This is a genomic window from Pseudomonas borbori (assembly GCF_900115555.1).
Classification (GTDB): domain Bacteria; phylum Pseudomonadota; class Gammaproteobacteria; order Pseudomonadales; family Pseudomonadaceae; genus Aquipseudomonas; species Aquipseudomonas borbori.
The window spans coordinates 1-17,716 of the sequence record NZ_FOWX01000042.1; the positions used below are offsets into that span (position 1 = coordinate 1).

Here is a 17,716-nt window from a genome sequence, read left to right on the forward strand (position 1 = left end):
TGAAGGCCAAGAAGAAGCCGCTGGACGTGCTCACCCCTGAAGCTCTGGGCGTTGCCACCACTTCCACGGTGAAGACCCTGAAAGTCGAAGCGCCTGCTACCCGCAGTGCCGGGATCAAGGTCAAGTCGGTTGCGGAACTGGTCGAGAAACTGAAGAACGAGGCGAAGGTAATCTAATGACTATCCTGGTTGTTGCAGAACACACCAACGTGGCCCTGGCACCTGCCACCCGGAACACCGTGGCGGCTGCCGCCAAGATCGGTGGCGACATTCACGTCCTGGTTGCCGGTGCCGCCTGCGGCGCAGCTGCCGAAGCCGCGGCCAAGATCGCCGGCGTGGCCAAGGTGCTGGTGGCCGACAACGCGGCCTTCGCCCACCAGCTGCCTGAGAATGTCGCCCCTTTAGTGGCAAGTCTGGTGATCGAGCAGCGCACGATTTACAGCCATGTATTGGCTGCCGCCACCAGCAACGGCAAGAACATCCTGCCGCGGGTCGCCGCTCAACTGGACGTTGATCAGATCTCCGAGATCATCGCCGTGGAAAGCGCCGATACCTTCAAGCGGCCGATCTATGCCGGTAACGCCATTGCCACCGTGCAGTCCAGCGCTGCCGTGAAGGTGATCACCGTGCGTGCCACCGGTTTCGACCCGGTCGCCGCCGAAGGCGGCAGTGCTGCCGTTGAAGCCGTGGCTACTGGCGGCGACGCCGGCATCTCGGCGTTCGTCGGTGAAGAGCTGGCCAAGTCCGATCGTCCGGAGCTGACCGCGGCCAAGATCGTCGTCTCCGGCGGCCGCGGCATGCAGAACGGCGACAACTTCAAGCACCTCTACGCCCTGGCCGACAAGCTCGGCGCGGCAGTCGGTGCTTCACGCGCCGCGGTCGACGCCGGTTTCGTGCCCAACGACATGCAGGTCGGCCAGACCGGCAAGATCGTTGCGCCGCAGCTGTACATCGCCGTCGGTATCTCCGGCGCGATCCAGCACCTGGCCGGTATGAAAGACTCCAAGGTGATCGTCGCGATCAACAAGGACGAAGAGGCGCCGATCTTCCAGGTGGCCGATTACGGCCTGGTGGCGGATCTGTTCGAAGCCGTACCTGAGCTGGAAAGAGCCCTCTAAGGGACTCCCCTGGCTAAGGGACTCCCCTGGCACCTCGCTGCTCCTGTTACCAACCCACCCTGCGGATGCCGTTCACGCATCTACCGGGTGGGTTTTGCTTAAAGATATTCACTGGAGGCTTCAAGTGCACATCGGTGTTCCTCTCGAAACCCATGCCGGCGAAACGCGGGTAGCCGCCACGCCAGAAACCATCAAGAAGCTGATCGGCCAAGGCCATCAGGTCACGGTGCAGAGCGGAGCTGGCGTCAGCGCCAGCATTCCCGACAGTGCCTTCGCCGCGGCCGGCGCGACCATCGGCAGCGCTGCCGCCGCCTTCGGTGCCGATCTGGTGCTGAAAGTGCTGGCCCCGAGCGATGCCGAACTGGCCCACATGCAGACCGGCGCGGTGCTGGTCGGCATGCTCAACCCCTTCAGCAGCGAGACCATCGCGCGGATGAATGCCCGCGGCATCACCGCCTTCGCCCTCGAAGCCGCGCCGCGCACCTCGCGCGCGCAGAGCCTCGACGTGCTGAGCTCGCAGGCCAACATCGCCGGCTACAAGGCCGTGCTGCTGGCCGCCCACCATTACCCGCGCTTCATGCCCATGCTGATGACCGCCGCCGGTACGGTGAAGGCCGCCCGTGTGCTGATTCTCGGCGCCGGCGTCGCCGGCCTGCAGGCCATCGCTACGGCCAGGCGCCTGGGCGCGGTGATCGAGGCCTCGGACGTGCGTCCGGCGGTCAAGGAGCAGATCGAGTCGCTCGGCGCCAAGTTCGTCGACGTGCCCTGCGAGACCGACGAGGAGCGTGAGTGCGCCGAGGGCGTCGGCGGCTACGCGCGGCCGATGCCGGCCTCGTGGATGGAGCGCCAGGCCAAGGCGGTGCACGAGCGCGCCAAGCAGGCCGATATCGTCATCACCACCGCGCTGATCCCGGGACGCAAGGCGCCGACGCTGCTGCATGAGAGCACAGTGGCCGAGATGAAGCCGGGCTCGGTGGTCATCGACCTGGCCGCGGCGCAAGGCGGCAACTGCCCGCTGACGGTGGCCGAACAGGTAGTCGTGCAGCACGGCGTGACCATCGTCGGCTACAGCAACCTGGCGGCCATGGTGCCGGCCGATGCTTCGGCGCTGTACGCACGCAACCTGCTGGATTTCCTCAAGCTGGTCATCGACAAGGATGCTCAGTTTCACCTCAACCTCGAAGACGACATCGTCGCCGCGTGCCTGATGTGCCGCGATGGCCAAGTCGTCCGTAACAACGGTTAATGGAGTAGGAACATGGATCTGATTTCCGATGGCATCTACAACCTGATCATCTTCGTGCTGGCCATCTACATCGGCTACCACGTGGTGTGGAACGTCACCCCGGCCCTGCACACCCCGCTGATGTCGGTGACCAACGCGATTTCCGCGATCGTCATCGTCGGCGCCATGCTCGCCGCCGCCCTGACCGTGACCCCGCTGGGCAAGACCATGGGCACCCTGGCCGTGGCCCTGGCCGCGGTCAACGTGTTCGGTGGCTTCCTGGTGACCCGGCGCATGCTGGAAATGTTCAAGAAAAAAGCGCCCAAGACGGTAGCCCCCACCGGCGCGCTGGCGGAGAAGCACTGACCATGAGCATGAATCTGATCACCGTTCTCTACCTGTTCGCCTCGGTCTGCTTCATCCAGGCCCTCAAGGGCCTGTCGCACCCGACCAGCTCGCGCCGCGGCAACCTGTTCGGCATGCTCGGCATGGGCCTGGCCATCGTCACCACGGTCGGCCTGGTGTACAAGCTCGGCGCGCAAGTCAGTACAGAGGGCGGCGCCACCCAGGGCCTCGGCTTCGTCATCGTCGGGCTGCTGGCCGGCGGCTCGGTCGGCACCCTGATGGCCAAGCGTGTGGAAATGACCAAGATGCCCGAACTGGTCGCCTTCATGCACAGCATGATCGGCCTGGCCGCGGTATTCATCGCCATCGCCGCGGTGGTCGAACCGCAGTCGCTGGGCATCGTTGCCGCCCTGGGCGATGCGATCCCGGCCGGTAATCGGCTGGAGCTGTTCCTCGGCGCCGCCATCGGTGCCATCACCTTCTCCGGTTCGGTGATCGCCTTCGGCAAACTCTCGGGCAAGTACCAGTTCCGCCTGTTCAAGAGCGCACCGGTGCAGTTCAAGGGCCAGCACAAGCTCAACCTGGTGGTCGGCCTGGCGATTCTCGGCCTCGGCCTGATCTACACCTTCACCGGCAACCTCGGCGCCTTCGCCCTGCTGGTGGCCCTGGCCTTCGTCATCGGCGTGCTGATCATCATCCCGATCGGCGGCGCCGACATGCCGGTGGTGGTGTCGATGCTCAACAGCTATTCGGGCTGGGCGGCTGCCGGCATCGGCTTCTCGCTGAACAACTCGATGCTGATCATCGCCGGCTCGCTGGTCGGCTCGAGCGGCGCGATCCTCTCGTACATCATGTGCAAGGCGATGAACCGCTCGTTCTTCAACGTCATCCTCGGCGGCTTCGGCGGCGCCACGGACGCCGGCCCGGCCGCCGGCAGCCAGGAGGCGCGCCCGGTCAAATCCGGCTCCGCCGACGACGCCGCCTTCCTCCTGAGCAACGCCGACACCGTGATCATCGTGCCCGGCTACGGCCTGGCCGTGGCCCGCGCCCAGCACGCGCTGATGGAACTGACCGAGAAGCTGACCCACCGTGGCGTCACCGTGAAATTCGGCATCCACCCGGTGGCCGGACGCATGCCCGGGCACATGAACGTGCTGCTGGCCGAGGCCGAGGTGCCCTACGACATGGTGTTCGAGATGGAGGACATCAACTCCGAGTTCGGCCAGGCCGACGTGGTGCTGGTGCTGGGCGCCAACGACGTGGTCAACCCGGCGGCGAAGAACGATCCGAAGTCGCCGATCGCCGGCATGCCGATCCTCGAGGCCTACAAGGCCAAGACCGTGATCGTCAACAAGCGCTCGATGGCCAGCGGCTACGCCGGCCTGGACAACGAACTGTTCTACCTGGACAAGACCATGATGGTCTTCGGCGACGCCAAGAAGGTCATCGAGGACATGGTCAAGGCCGTCGACTGACCGCTATTGATTGCCGCAGCTAACTGCGTCAAGGCAGGCAGTGTCTAACTGCGATCTGGAGTGTTGCGTATACAAAGGGTGCACTTTTGTATACGAAACACGGCCCAGGAGTTTTTTATCTAGGGGCTGTTGCCATTTCACATGGGCAACCATAGGAAGGCACAGGCCATGGCCACCACGCTTTCGTAATTTCTCTTGAGCTTGTCGAATCGAGATGCCACCGCCCGGTAGTGCTTCAGCCGGGCGAAGGCGTTTTCCACCAGATGCCGGTTGCGGTAAAGACCTCTGTCCAGATCCGCGTTGCCTTTCACAAACTTACGCTTTCTCGGGATCACGGCCTTGGCCCCTTGTAGCTCAACCTGCTCCCGGATTCTCTCGCTGTCGTAGCCCTTATCAGCAACGATGGTTTCTGCCGCCGGGAGCTTGGAAATTAACGCGGGTGCCTGAGTGCAGTCATTGATTTGGCCACCCGTGATTTCAAACTCGATGGGCAAGCCATGGGCGTCCACCGCCAGGTGAATCTTGCTGGTATTGCCTGCTCGACTTTTCCTATAGCCTCATCGTTGCCGCTGGCAGCACCTGCACTGTGCTGGTGAGCCTTGGCATAGCTGCCATCAATAAAAACCCACTCAATGTCAGGCTCCGCCACAAGTATCTTGAAGACCTTGAGCCATTTGCCGGCAGCGGACCATGCATTGAAGCGATTATAGACCTTATTCCGGTTCCCGAACGCCTTGGGCAGGTCTCTCCAGGGGCATCCCGTGCGCATGCGGTACAGCATGCCCTCCACGGTCATTCGTAGTTCACGCTTGTTGTAGATGTCCTTGTGCAGCAGAATTTCCCGCAGCTTCGACCAATGCTCATCGCTGAGCAGTAACCGGGGCATTGCAAGCTCGTATCGGTGTTGGGTCAGAGCTTAAACGATACGAGTTTGCTCTTATAGATCAATTGGTTAGCGCAAAACGGCAACAGGCCTAGGCAATTTCAGCAGAGAAAGTAGCGTCCCCTGATCTGAGCGTAAACAAATGTTCACCTTTTGTGCACCCGCTGGACAGCATGACATCGATCGCCGATTTGCAGGCGGGTCACCCCCAAACAGAAGTTGGCCCGCGCGGCCTGACCTCTACTTTGGGCGAGTGTTAAAAATGGGAGGATTACCCGCCGAAAGAACACGGCCTCTCGGACGAGTGAAAACAATGCGCACGCGAAATTAAATTTCGCATGCGTACATGCATGATACATGCCTGCGACAACCATAATGCGGAGCCTTGTAACAAAACATCCCCACTGGTCTCGGAACCGCACAGCTGAGTCTTTATCAGCCCAGCAGACTCATGGTTCTGGCCCTGGCAAGCGCTGCCGTTCGACTGGAAACGCCGAGCTTGCCGTAGAGGTTTTGCAAGTGCCATTTGACAGTTGTAAGCGAGATATCGGTACGGTCGGCCATTTGCTGGTTTGACAAACCGGCATCGAGGAAACCGAGCAGTTCAATCTCTCTAGGGGTCAACACGTCGAGCATTCTCGACCCCCCTTCACTTGCGGCCAGATTTGCTATCTCCACCTGACCGGCCGAATCCAGGTGACGGCATATCTGCACAAAGAACAGACGTTCTTCCTCTATCGCAAACCCCCATGCCGACGCTTTCGACTGACTCACCAGGATGTTCAGGATCTCAAGATGGTCGGTAAAGGGCCTAACAATCCGTCTAGACGATGCGATGCGCACAGCCCTGGTCACATGACGGATCCCAAGGGCGTGATCCTGCAGCCGAACCGCTATGGATGCGCTGTTGAGCTCCAGCTCAACAAGCCTGGCGCTGCATCCGCTGGCCTTGGCTTGGCGCAGTTCACCGGCTAACAAGGGCATTACCCGCTTGTAGCGACCCGCGGCAATCTGCAATTCAATCTTGGCCATAGCCATTAGTGCATCAAGATGAGCCACCCGTAGGGCTTTTTCCGTTCGTCCAGTGCCCTTGCCGGAAGCATGATTGAGTCCAATCCGCTCAGCTTCGGCAAAGGCGTCATCAATGCGTCCGAGCACGATCAGCCGACGAATAAGGTAGCAAGAAAAGGTGTAGGCAAGTCGTTGCGGGTACACCCCCACTACATTCCGAAGCATCGACAATTCAATCACGTCATCGTCTTTGCCACTCCATAGCATCAACCCGGCCTCGAGACCGCAGCCGGCCGCCTCCAGAAAACCGTGGTCGCGTGAGCTCTTGATACCCAATTCGAGCAACTGCCGCGCCTCACTATCCAAACCCATGCCAACAGCAGAACGCGCCGCGATAAGCGCCATGGTGCCGCAGATACCGGCCTCATCTCCGAGCTCGGCGCGCGTTACCGCTAACGCCTGAACAAGGTCCGCATACGCGTCGGCATAGCCGCCTTCACCAACCGCTATCAGCGCCGCATAACAGGCGACCCACCCCTGGGCATAGGTGCTTTCTGCTTGAAAGGCAATTTGCCGAGCAAACTGAGCCACCTTCCTTGCCTCGACAAAGCGGAAGTTGTTAGTGAGGTAACAACAGATAATGCAATGCGCGGCCGCAAGATCGAAGGCATCATCCTCACCATCATTTGCCTCGGCAAGCCAACGAGCAGCACCCTGATAAGAGTCCTCGATACGATCCATGAGACTATCGAGCGAGATGCGCAGGATTGCAATTCGCCGATGCAAATCACTGCTCCCGGCTCGGGATTTCCTTCGTTGCAACCGAGAAGACAGTTTGGTTATCTGTTTATGCGCGTATTCGTATCGCCTATGAAATGCCAGCGCCCACACAAACCAATACTCCGCCTCCGCGCCTGCCTGTCTGCCACGCTCGTGCAGCATTTCAAGCCAGCGGATGTACTGCGTCCCTGCGCCAAGATCGCGCACAAAAAAAGGCGCAATGTGCTCCAGAATCTGGATAGCCGTGGGCATTGATCCAGAGGTAAACGCATACTCCACAGCATCCCGCCACAGTCCATGGCGCTCGCACCAGCGAGCTGCGCGGACTAAAACCTCCTGCCGGCGAGACGCATCCAGTAGTAATTCCGACTCGCGCAGCAAATGATCCCTGAACAACCCGTGTAGTCGGAACCAGCTCCGACTAGGGTCGAGCGGGATAATGAACATATTGTGCTCGGCCAGATAAGTCAGATGTTCATGAACCGCCTGCTTCCCCCCGATTGCCTCGCTACAGAGCTCCTCGGAAAAGATGCGCAATTGCGCCAAACCGAGGAGAAACTCTCGAGTTTCATCCGAAAAAGCTGAAAGTACCTGGCTGTTCAATAACTGTCCAAATGACTCGTCAGAACCGGAGAAGCTTTCCAGCGCTGCCTTGGGCTGCGCTGAGCTGTCGAGTAGGATCTTGATCATCCTCGCTGCGGCAGGCCAGCCCTCGGTTTTTCTAACGACCTCCCGGATCCCCTGCGCACCGATTTTTTGGCACAGCTTATCACCGAGTAACTCAGCCACTTCACATTCGCCAAAACTCAGTTCAGCAGGTCCAATCTGTCGAGTCAGTCCCTCAAGCTGTGCCCGGGTAGTATCAAACGGTATTTCACGCGAGCTGGAAATGACGAAGTGGACAGACCCACGGGTGCGGAACAAAAACTGATCAAGCAACCGACCCAGGCCTGGGTCTACACAAAAATGCAGGTTGTCGATAAAAATCGTTATCGGTAACGGATAGTTGTTGAGCTGGCGTATCAAAATATCGATACGTCTCTCTGCAAGATCATATCCACGAAAAAGCGCCTGGGTGGGATGTAGACTTTTATCGTCGCGGTACAACATCTCCCCGAGTTCAAAAATGATGCTTTCAACGGTCAGATCCCGATCATCCAGGGTTAGCCAGAGGCATTGCTTGCCCGCCTGCCGCAGATCATTGAACAGCATCGACATCATTACCGTTTTTCCGTACCCCACTGGAGCAACCACCACTAGACACTTTGTCTCTGGCTGCAGGGTCTTCAGTAGCTGCGGGCGCAATGAGTTGAAAAAAAACACCGGTAGCTCGTTACGGCCGATCCTGAGTTCGGGGCGTTGGCGGCGATCCAATCGCGATGATTTACCTGTCATGCTCTGTTCTCATTTCTCTCAGAGGCGCGGCCTAAGCACGCTGCGGGCCTTGTCGAGCCCTCGTAAGTTTAAGTTTTTCAAGCCGCAGCTGCAGGCGATGGCCTTGACTTCCTCAGCACCCATCCGCTGTCGCCATCGCTATCCATGGGAAGCGGCTATGCGGGTCGCGCGCTGTCCTTTGGACGCTACACTGGCGTGTGCATCGTGGTAGTCATTGCCAGTTGTTCGGTGGTCTCTCGCTTGGCAAAAACACCATCCTTCAGCATCTCCCGTGGGGTTGGGCGCAACATGCCTGCAGTTGCTCGACCATCAGCACCAGTTGCCCAAGTTGCTGCCGCTGTTCGCCTGTTCACCCCACGATCACCTGGTTTGCCGTATCGGTCGCCAACTGCGCATTGAGCGCCAGCCGAAAACCACCGCCGGCCATCTTTATCATCACAGCCTCCGCGTCGGCGGTCGAGAGCCGGACGCTCTCCGCCGGCTTGCCTTGTGCTTTCTTGTCCTTTTCTACCCTGTGCAATTGCGTCTGTGCTGCGGCGATTTGCTGTTCGCGCTCGCGGGCCACGTGTTCCCGCGCCGCCCGCCGCTGCTGGTTGGTCGCATCCGGATCGTCGTTCACTTCCCGTTTGAACACCTCAACCTGCTGGCGCGCCCGCGCGTGGAAGTGTTGCAACTTCGCCTTGCGCCGGAACAACGCCACCCGGCATGGGGGCGTAGCAATTGGCACAGAACACTACCTCACCCACTGAACTGACTCGATCTGACCAAGGCCCCCGGACTCAGCCATTCAGGGCTCACCGCTCGAATAGTAAGAGCCGCAGGCTGGTATATGTTCAGCGCATTACTACCTAAGTAGCTGCGCACGGCTTGACCCTCAGGCACACAAGCCAAAACGGCAGTCTGTTCAAAGTTTGAGCAAGCTGCCGTGTTCATGAAATAGCTTGTTTAAATAATACAGCAGATGGGGGCAACCACCTTGCAAAACGCCGCTACGTCAGCTCTTCCAATTTCTGGATAATCCGGCCGAGATAAAGCACAACGCCGCTCGGAGACCACGGGCGAGGTAGACCACCAAGCGAGGTTGAACGAAAGGGTAAGTTACAAGGAGCTTGTCAAGCTCGGTTTCACGTTCGGGCATCTGGGTTTTCAGTGCCTGGTATTGCGCCTGGATGTCCTGATCCAGTTTGACTGGAAATACTGTACGCTAGCATTACATATGTATGCAACGCCTTAAATCGCCTGGCGCTATGCGCGAATTAAGCGCACTGGCGCAGGCCGTAGCTGGCTATCGGTTCAGCGCATCGTGCAACGCATTGGCAGCGCGCTCACCGCTGAACACTGCAGCCTCTACACCTGCCTGGGAAAAGTAGTCGCCCGCAAGAAACACCCCGAATGGCATCTCGGCATGCACCGAATCAAGCGTGCTGTAGTGCCCAGGCTTGGCAATCGTCAGGCCCCGGTCATAGCGAAACAGATGCACGAAGCTGGGTTGCGGAGCCTTGCCAAAGGCACGCGCGACCATATCCAGAGCCTCTTGCTTGATGTCCTCATCGCTCATGTCGGGGAGCGGCGGCGTATTGAAATACACGCCCGCCACTTCACCTCCGGCAGGAACGGATGAAGGGTTGCGTCGACTATGCAGCACAATAGCGCCGACATTGCGGGTTTCCCCGGCCCCCACTGGCAGCACAAGATCCACCGGATAGTCTGGCCAGGGGTTCTTTTCATAGGCAATGGCAACATGGGCATAGTTGGTATAGGGCGTCCCGTTGAGTTTGCGAGCAGTCTCTGCGGAGATGAGTTCTTTGAGCAACTCTGCGGCAACGAATGCCTCGGTGGCGACCACCAGGCCATCCGCCTCATGCACCTCACCCGCTGCATGCACACTGAACCCTGAAGCGGTTTTCTCGACCCTGACCACTGGCGCGGACAAGTGCAGCCGCAGCCCCTGGCTATGCTGCACAAACCAGCTGCTGACCTGGCCAACGCCCTCCGGCGGTACCGACAGTCGCATCTTGTGCGCCTGCTGGATTATTGCCAGCGGAAACGGGGTCGACAGCCAACTCGCCGGCACGGCGTACAAGAAATCCATCAGCGGTCGAATCATGTATTCATAAGCGCGGGTGCCGAGGTTTTTCCGTGACCAATCCTCTAGGTTTTCACCCCGATCATATCTGGCCAGATCACTGCCATCGAAGGGGTTCTTGGCACCCTGACTCAAGTGAAGCTTGATAGCGGTCATGACCACCTTGACCTTATCGGCCACCGTCATCACCGGAATGCGCAGATAGCTGCTTAGGGATACGAAACTGACCGGGTAACGGGCGTCATCCTTATCCATCAACTCGGACGCTCCGCCCCAGGGAATGGGTTGTTTGTCACAACCCATTTCCTTCAGCAGCGCCGACGTACGCGGATAGATGCCGCCCATCAAGAACAGGGCTCCGGTTGCCAGATTGAACCCATCGCGCTTGAGCTGCTTGGTTCGCCCCCCCACACAGTCGCTCGCCTCGAACAAACTGACCTGATGCCCCTCTTTACCCAGGGTATAGGCCGCAGCGCAGCCCGCAGGACCACCACCGATAACAATAAACTTCATTGCAAGCTCCAGATTGATCATGGCTACACGGCGGGCATCGGCCCGGCGCAGCAACGAGAGTTATTTGCAGACAGTTGCTGCCGTCACTCGGTTGAGCAACGCACCGCATAACGCTGCTCGCCCATGCTGGCGGCCAGCGCCCGGGCAAAGGTTGGCGAGTCCGACATAACCAGCAGACTTCGCCACGGCTCTTTAGCCATTGCTGCCCAGGATTCAAGCGCATCCATCGCCCAACCAAGCTGGCTGTCAGATGCCTGAGGCGCAAACGCACAACTGAGCCATGCACTCGTCTTGCCGAGCTGCTCCAGCTCTTCGCACAGCGGGTGCGCCATGTCGTTCGGAGTCAGGCACAAGACGCGCATTTCGCTTGCATGCCCGGCACTGATCGCCTTGCGAATGGCGCTGCGGGCAGACGAAAGCCCCGTCCCCGCTGCCACAATCGCCAGCCCCCGGTCTTTCATCATTTCGCTGTAATAGGCATCGCCCAAGGCGGTCATGATCTCCACCGCGTCACCCACTTCCAGCTCGTCACACAGATAGCCGGTTAGCGCATTGGGCGTATCCCGGTACACATCAACCTGCATGTAGGGGTCGTCGCCATGGACACTGGCGATCGGAAAGTCTCCCACCAGCCCATCGTGGTTGATCAGCGTGGTGTACTGGCCGGCCTGGTAAACGAAGTCGTGCTCCGGGTTCAACGTCAGGCGGATTAGCGTATCCGACAGTGCGCGCTTGTCCTGCACCCGGGCGACAAAGCGGGGGCGCTTGTCCTTGTCCGGACGCCGGATGGTCATGGGCGCATAGACCGCACACTGACAGCTGAGGAAGTGGTTCTCCGCGACCAGCTCATCGGCCAGGCCAATCTGGGAAAAAGGCAGGGGAATACCCTCCTCCGCCTTCAACATGCAGGAGTGACAATACCCACTGCGACAGAAGTTGGGGATCGCATGGCCGTGCTTCAGCAGGGTATTGAGCACCGAGTCAAAATCATCCACCCGATACAGCTGGTTCTCGAAATGCAATTCAGGCATCACGCCCTCCATCAATTGCAAGGGAATCGGTGCTCACGCGGCTTCGACACCGACAACCTCTTGCAGTCGCTGCAAGTCGCCGTCGATGAGCTCGTTACAAAATTCGACCAAGGCCTGGCAAGCGCTTGAATCGCTGTGCAGATTGGCTCGCATGCCGCGTGCGATGACCGACAGGTGGCGCTGAAGAAAATCGCGTTGGGCCCGCATCAGGGACTGGATTGACTCGCCTCGTGCAGTGGCCTGGTGTTCCAGGCCACACAGGAACTGCATGAACTCCAGTTCCACCGCGAGGTGATCCGGCAGCAATGCATCGGCTGCGCGCGCCAGCCCGAAGAACTGGTAAAAACGCAGCAGCTCTTCGTACACCGCCGTCGGATGCACATCGTTCATATAGGTATGCCCGCGCAGAGAGCAGGCTTTTTTGCTGACCGCGGGATCGAATGCATCGATATATTCCGCTCCGGTCAGTACGCCAACCACGCCCTCCTCAGGGTAGCGAAACACCTGGGCAAGCCTGCCATAGGTCTCGCTGCGGCTCTTGGCATCGCTCAGGTTCCCGTACAGATCCTTGTTCATGCTTTCGCCCTCGCCGGTATCTTAACGATATCAATGCGGGTGTCGCGGTCATACATGGACGCCTGGCCCATCAATACACCCGCCTTCAAATGCGGATGACCGCCGGCCAGCTCCACCGGGTTCAGCGGCGAGGGGGAAACACTGTTCATATTCCCCTTGCCGGGGAACTGATAATTTTCCCAGGCATGGAACATCAGCGATTGTCCCGGGCGCATACTCGGCGTGACCTGGGCCCGCGCATTGAACGAGCCTACGTCATTGAACACCCTGACCCAGTCGCCATCCTCAATGCCTCGACTTTTCGCATCCTGGATGGAGATCAGGATCGCCGGGTCAGGACGATGCAAGCGCAACATCAGCTCGCTGTCACGCCAGGTGGAATGGATACTCCAGCGGGTTTTGCCGCCGGTCATCATCAGCGGGTAATCGCCACCCATTTTCGGCGGCGCCTTGTAACGCGGCAGCGCTTCATCGAGTTCACGGTAGAACGGATGATCGATGTAGAACTGGATACGCCGGGTTGCCGTTGGCCACGGCACCTTGTCCCGGACGTGGTAGGTCAGCGGCACGATGGTGTCATCTTCGGGGAAGTCGCACATATTGCCGATGGAACTGGGCTCATGCGGCAGCTGCTCGAAGCGCGCGAAGCCCTTCTTCTTGGTCTCTTCCCAGGACTGTTTCTTGTGCGTCTCCGACAGGTCATAGATCGCCTTGGCGACCTTGTCGTCATCATCTTCCTTGAACTCACCCTGCATGGTCAGGTCGTCGTAAAGGGTATGCAGGTGCACATCCAGCCCCTGCGGACTCTTGACCGTGGTAATACCCCGCACCCTGGCACGCTTCTGAATGTGCTTGGCCAGCATGACCACGACGCCCCAATCACTCCTCGACTCACCCAGCGGCTTGGTCGCCGCATCGGTGGTGGTCAGGTAGGGCGACAGCGGCGTGACCCACTTGAGGCTGGTGCGCTCATACCAGGGCGCAACGGGCAAAATGTAGTCGGCGTAACGACCGGTCGAATTGATCCGCCAGTCCATCACCACGATTTTCTTCAACTTAGGCCACAACACCTCGAGCAGTTTTTCGCTACCGCGCATCCGCTTCATGACGTTACTGACCATGGAGATCATGATCCGCGGCTCATGATTGGCCGGCGGATGCAGCGGCTGCCACTTTTTATCGAGGGCCTCTTCCAGATAGGAATAAATGGGGCGTTTGAGCTTGAGATTCCACTTTTCCGCCAGTTCCGGATCCTTGGAGTGCTCGTTTATACCGCCATGCACCTGCCAGAACAGGGTTCCCGATGTCCAGACGGGCAACCTGATCAAAGGGTTACCGGGCTCGGTCATCAAGTGCCCGAGATCCAGCACAATCATTTCCATGCTGTCGCCATCAGCCAGGCGCTTGGTAATCATCGGCTCGAGGGCAGCAAAGACGTTCTTCGCCTCCTTCATGCTCGGCGTTAACTGGAATTTGTCACCGCCGTCCGGCGTCAACAGGGGGAAGCCGGCAAAACCTGCGCCCTTGCGTCCCATGTTGCCGGTCAGGGAAAAGATCATGGCCACGCTGCGCTCCATCAGGTTGCCGTGATAGAACTTGCACATGGTGGTCTGGGCGATACTGGACACGGCCTTGGCGCGGGTGATCTCATCGGTCAAGCGCTGAACCATTTTCTCGCTGACACCACAAATTTCCGCAACGGCCGCCGGCGTGTAGGCTTGCAGGCGCTCCCTCAACCGCGAGAAGGCGGTGCGCACTTCGATCTCCTGCCCATCCTTCAAACGTACTGTTTTCCGAGCGTCCAACTGGGGCTTGAGCGCCTCCAGTTTGAGCGAGCGGAAGGGGGCAATCTGCGCACTGTCGCTGACCAGATCCCAGAGTACAAAGTGGTCGTCACGCCCACCCTCCTGAAGGTCGCCCTGATGCAGAAACTCGTCCGTATCGCTACGTACCAGCAGGGGCAAATCGGTCTGTTCAATGACAAAGTCTTCCTTGACCTTGCCTTGCTCGACGATCAGATGGCAAACCCCCAGGGCCAGGGCTCCGTCGGTTCCCGGCCGCAGGGAAATCCACAAATCCGCCTTGGTTGCCGAGGGGTTCATGTCCGGGGCAATCGAGATGATCCGGGTACCCCGATACTTGGCACCGATATAAAAATGCGCCTGGGGAATCTGCGTTTGAACCGGGTTACCGCCCCAGAAAAGGATCAGATCGGAGTTGAAGTAGTCATCGGCAGAGCGCTCAAACTGAATCTTGCCGAAGGTCTCCAGGGTGCCGCGCCGGGAGTCGCCGATCTCGCCATCCATATCCAGACCGATGGACTGAGTGAGCATGCTGAAACGACCTTGCGCGGCACTCGACACCCCCAGGTCGATACCTGGCCCTAGATCCCATACCGTCCGGTCCGTACCCTCCTCTACCGTGACGTCCAGGTAGGTGTCGGCGATGTCATCCAGCGCTTCATCCCATGACACCCGTTCCCACTTGCCACTGCCACGCGGGCCAACCCGGCGCAGCGGATGGGTGATGCGGGTATCGTCGTACATGCGGTGACTGAAACAGCCGCCCTTCTGGCAGCCGCGCGGATTGAAGTCAGGCAGGGCCGCATTGACCTGCTCGTATTCACCGGCCTGCTCTTCACGAAACACCAGTCCGTCCTTGACGTACACATCCCAGGCGCAATGCGCCTGCGTCCAGCAGTTGAGATGGTGGGTGCTCCTGACCACCTTGTCCCAGGACCACTGGTTGCGATAAATGTCCTTCCAGGATTCGTACTGCGGAATGGCGCCCTCAACCAGGTTGGCAATGCTGTCTGCGGCCCGGGCAACGAAACTTGGCATTGCCAGCGAGCCGGAAACCGCGGCAAACGCCTTGAGAAAACCACGGCGGTCGAAATCAACGCTCATGACTTGCTCCTTATATCCATGATCCGCACCACATCGACCTTGGCAGTCTGGGCTGGATCAACAATACGTACCGGACTCGCGCTGACTACATCCCGTGGGTGCTTGGTAAAGGGACCGAACATATCCAGCCACTTGCGCGAGATAAGCAAATCCATCAACTCGGACTCCTCGCCACTGGCAACGCGCTGACGCTCACTTTCTATCTTGTCCAGCACCTCCTTCACCCGCGGGCCGAACAAGGACTCCAGGTACTCGAGGGGAATGCGTGATTCATCGGTGGGGTTGCCCTCGGCATCCATCTTCGGCGAGGACATGGGCGGCACATAAAACACGTTGGGCTGAGTGCCATATTCCGCATGCAGCGGCAGTGCAACCTTGTGCTCGTGAACCAGCTTGTATATCGGACCATCAGGGTCATCAAGGTAGCCGACAAAACGCACTCGCCCCGGACACTGGCGCGAACAGGCGGTAGTGACGCCCTCATCGATGCGCGGAAAGCAGAAGATGCACTTCTGCGAAACTTCCAGCGTCTCGTTGAAATAGATCTTCTTGTACGGACAGGCTTCCTGGCAAAAACGGTAGCCACTGCAACGGTCTTCATTGATCAGGACGATGCCGTCTTCCTCGCGCTTCTCAATGGCCTTGCGTGGACAGGCCTCAAGACAAGCCGGGTGCGTGCAGTGATTGCAAATGCGCGGGAGGTAAAAGTAGTAGCTGTTGGGGTACTCGCCGCCGCCAAGATCCTCGTCCCAGTTCGGGCCTTTCCAGTTCTCGCCACTGTTCCATTCACCGTAGTTGGCGTGCAGGAAAGCATCTTCATTACCACCGTGAAAAACCTCATCATGATTGAAGTCCCAGGCCGTGCCGAAATCAGCTTCACTGGGCCGGAACCCCCGCTGCGGCTCGCCATCGCGAAAACCACCGCCCATGTTTTCCCAACCATGCGGTGAACCCTCGCCCGGCTGAGTATTCACGGTGTTCCACCACATGTGTTTCATGCCTTCACGGCGGGTCCACAGGGTCTTACAGGCAATTGAACAGGTGTGGCAACCAATACACTTGTTCAGATCCATAACCATTGCGACTTGTTTCTTGCTCATATCAACCTCCCGCTAGGCGTCCACAGCAAAGGGAATCCAGTCAAGCGAGAAGGACTTCAGCCCGGCACGCTCATCGTTGATGCCGGACCACACAGCAAATCCGATCTTGGTTTCATGGCCGGGAACTACCGGCGCCACATTGGCCCCCTGCCCCAGCACCCGGGTAATAACCACCCGCCAGCGCTTGCCGTCCTCCTCGGCGCGGGATGCAATCTTCAGCTCAGGTCCCTTGTCGGACAGGCCAATGCCATTGGCCAGCAGGGAGCGCACACCCTTGCCGGCCTTCCACTGGAGGATGTGTATCGAGTCATTTTTCGACCCCATCAGCATCAGAATCGGGTTGCCCCTGACGGGAAAAGTCACCGCTACGGCATCGGGAAAGTCCCGTCCCGGCGGGGCGACCCCCTCCCAGCTCAAGGCCAGCGCCAGAGTTTCGCCATCATGCACACTGGCCACCTGTAGCTCGCTCACCTGACCATGCAGCATATTTGCCCTGGAATTGCGGATATAAGCCGTTGGCTGCATGGCCATGGGCGTTGCCGCCATCTTGACGTACTCGACCGTCTCCTGCCGCCACTCGGCTGCCAAGGGATTTCGGTATGCTTCTATGTCTTTCACTCGCCGGCTTTTCAACTAACCCCCTCCCACCAGACATATCGATACGGGCAGCAATACCCACTCAGCTCCGCACAGAAAGCAGAACTGGTCTTGTTGCATACGATGTTTACACATACGACAGGAAGATAAATTGACTCAAGTCAAGAGTTGGTGCGTTTTTGACTGGAGCCTGCAGCAAGCAGGCGAGTCTTGGGGGCTGGATGCTTTAATGGTGGCGCAGCAAAGCAATGGGGGAAATGGCGCAAACGCCAGTATCAGGAGACGAGGATTACCTGGCGGCCATTGCGGTCGAACATCACCAGCTTATCCGCCTTGCCCTGGCTGATCAGCCCTATCATCAGGTCAAAGCGTTTGTGGATATTAATGGCAGTAGGCATTACGCCAGCTTGACCCACCAACGCGGTCATACACAACACATCCCATTCGATACCCGCCAATGCAGTATCGCCGCACAAGGCCTCGAAACTGTCCAGATGCCGTGGCGACCGATCCAGGCACATAAGCGGCTTCAGGGTAATGGGACGATCCGAGCGGTAATCTTCATCCTGCAGGGAGGATCGACAAAAAACCATGCACAACTGCTGGGGCTGATTCTTCTCGTTGGCATACTGAATAAAGTGCCCAAAGGTATTTTGCGTAACCGACATACTGACTC

General features: G+C 58.9%; 14 protein-coding genes and 1 pseudogene. 5 read left to right on the top strand and 10 right to left on the bottom strand.

Annotated elements, in window-relative coordinates; all coding sequences use genetic code 11:
- From BM315_RS21575 to BM315_RS21595, 5 genes and pseudogenes are all read left to right on the top strand, one after another.
- Positions 1 to 176 (top strand): annotated as a pseudogene (locus BM315_RS21575) (electron transfer flavoprotein subunit beta/FixA family protein); the annotation flags it as partial.
- Positions 176 to 1,117, top strand: coding sequence for an electron transfer flavoprotein subunit alpha/FixB family protein (locus BM315_RS21580; protein ID WP_090505425.1), 942 nt, complete (start codon positions 176 to 178; stop codon positions 1,115 to 1,117). The pseudogene BM315_RS21575 and the gene BM315_RS21580, both read left to right, overlap by 1 nt.
- 124 nt (positions 1,118 to 1,241) lie before the next feature.
- Positions 1,242 to 2,363, top strand: a complete 1,122-nt coding sequence (locus BM315_RS21585) for a Re/Si-specific NAD(P)(+) transhydrogenase subunit alpha (RefSeq protein WP_090505427.1) — start codon at positions 1,242 to 1,244, stop codon at positions 2,361 to 2,363.
- 12 nt (positions 2,364 to 2,375) lie between these two features.
- A complete protein-coding gene (locus BM315_RS21590) occupies positions 2,376 to 2,708 on the top strand; it encodes an NAD(P) transhydrogenase subunit alpha part 2 (RefSeq protein ID WP_090505429.1) in 333 nt (110 codons plus the stop codon).
- A 2-nt stretch (positions 2,709 to 2,710) separates the two neighbouring features.
- Positions 2,711 to 4,162 (top strand): NAD(P)(+) transhydrogenase (Re/Si-specific) subunit beta, encoded by a 1,452-nt coding sequence (locus BM315_RS21595; protein ID WP_090505432.1) that lies wholly within the window; start codon positions 2,711 to 2,713, stop codon positions 4,160 to 4,162.
- A 137-nt stretch (positions 4,163 to 4,299) separates the two neighbouring features.
- On the opposite strand, the gene BM315_RS21600 is transcribed toward BM315_RS21595, so the two are convergent.
- The 10 genes from BM315_RS21600 to BM315_RS21645 all read right to left on the bottom strand — a co-directional run bounded on the left by BM315_RS21600 (position 4,300) and on the right by BM315_RS21645 (position 17,708).
- Positions 4,300 to 5,048, bottom strand: a protein-coding gene (locus BM315_RS21600) for an IS5 family transposase (protein WP_141123997.1) whose coding sequence is annotated in 2 segments (ribosomal slippage) — positions 4,300 to 4,706 and positions 4,706 to 5,048 — 750 coding nt in all. Because the reading frame shifts where the segments join, the coding sequence is not laid out codon by codon here.
- Between the two features lie 432 nt (positions 5,049 to 5,480).
- Complete coding sequence (locus tag BM315_RS21605) at positions 5,481 to 8,231, bottom strand: winged helix-turn-helix domain-containing protein (RefSeq protein WP_090505434.1); 2,751 nt, start codon at positions 8,229 to 8,231, stop codon at positions 5,481 to 5,483.
- A gap of 349 nt (positions 8,232 to 8,580) precedes the next feature.
- Positions 8,581 to 8,958 carry a hypothetical protein gene (locus BM315_RS21610; protein ID WP_141123998.1) on the bottom strand — a complete coding sequence of 126 codons (378 nt, stop codon included), beginning with the start codon at positions 8,956 to 8,958 and terminating at the stop codon, positions 8,581 to 8,583.
- A 558-nt stretch (positions 8,959 to 9,516) separates the two neighbouring features.
- Positions 9,517 to 10,851 (bottom strand): protoporphyrinogen/coproporphyrinogen oxidase, encoded by a 1,335-nt coding sequence (locus tag BM315_RS21615; RefSeq protein ID WP_090505438.1) that lies wholly within the window; start codon positions 10,849 to 10,851, stop codon positions 9,517 to 9,519.
- A gap of 62 nt (positions 10,852 to 10,913) precedes the next feature.
- Positions 10,914 to 11,861, bottom strand: a complete 948-nt coding sequence (locus BM315_RS21620) for a 2Fe-2S iron-sulfur cluster-binding protein (protein ID WP_170862282.1) — start codon at positions 11,859 to 11,861, stop codon at positions 10,914 to 10,916.
- Between the two features lie 33 nt (positions 11,862 to 11,894).
- Positions 11,895 to 12,437, bottom strand: a complete 543-nt coding sequence (locus tag BM315_RS21625) for a molecular chaperone TorD family protein (RefSeq protein ID WP_090505442.1) — start codon at positions 12,435 to 12,437, stop codon at positions 11,895 to 11,897.
- Positions 12,434 to 15,343, bottom strand: coding sequence for a molybdopterin-dependent oxidoreductase (locus BM315_RS21630; RefSeq protein ID WP_090505444.1), 2,910 nt, complete (start codon positions 15,341 to 15,343; stop codon positions 12,434 to 12,436). The genes BM315_RS21625 and BM315_RS21630 overlap by 4 nt, the downstream gene beginning before the upstream one ends.
- Entirely contained in the window at positions 15,340 to 16,443 is a 1,104-nt protein-coding gene (locus BM315_RS21635) for a 4Fe-4S dicluster domain-containing protein (RefSeq protein WP_212632985.1), read from the bottom strand. Before BM315_RS21635 ends, BM315_RS21630 begins: the two co-directional genes overlap by 4 nt.
- Before the next feature lie 12 nt (positions 16,444 to 16,455).
- Positions 16,456 to 17,061: a DOMON domain-containing protein gene (locus BM315_RS21640; protein ID WP_141124000.1), complete on the bottom strand. Its 606-nt coding sequence runs from the start codon at positions 17,059 to 17,061 to the stop codon at positions 16,456 to 16,458.
- A gap of 254 nt (positions 17,062 to 17,315) precedes the next feature.
- Positions 17,316 to 17,708 (bottom strand): hypothetical protein, encoded by a 393-nt coding sequence (locus tag BM315_RS21645; RefSeq protein ID WP_090505449.1) that lies wholly within the window; start codon positions 17,706 to 17,708, stop codon positions 17,316 to 17,318.
- Between the last annotated feature and the right edge of the window lie 8 nt (positions 17,709 to 17,716).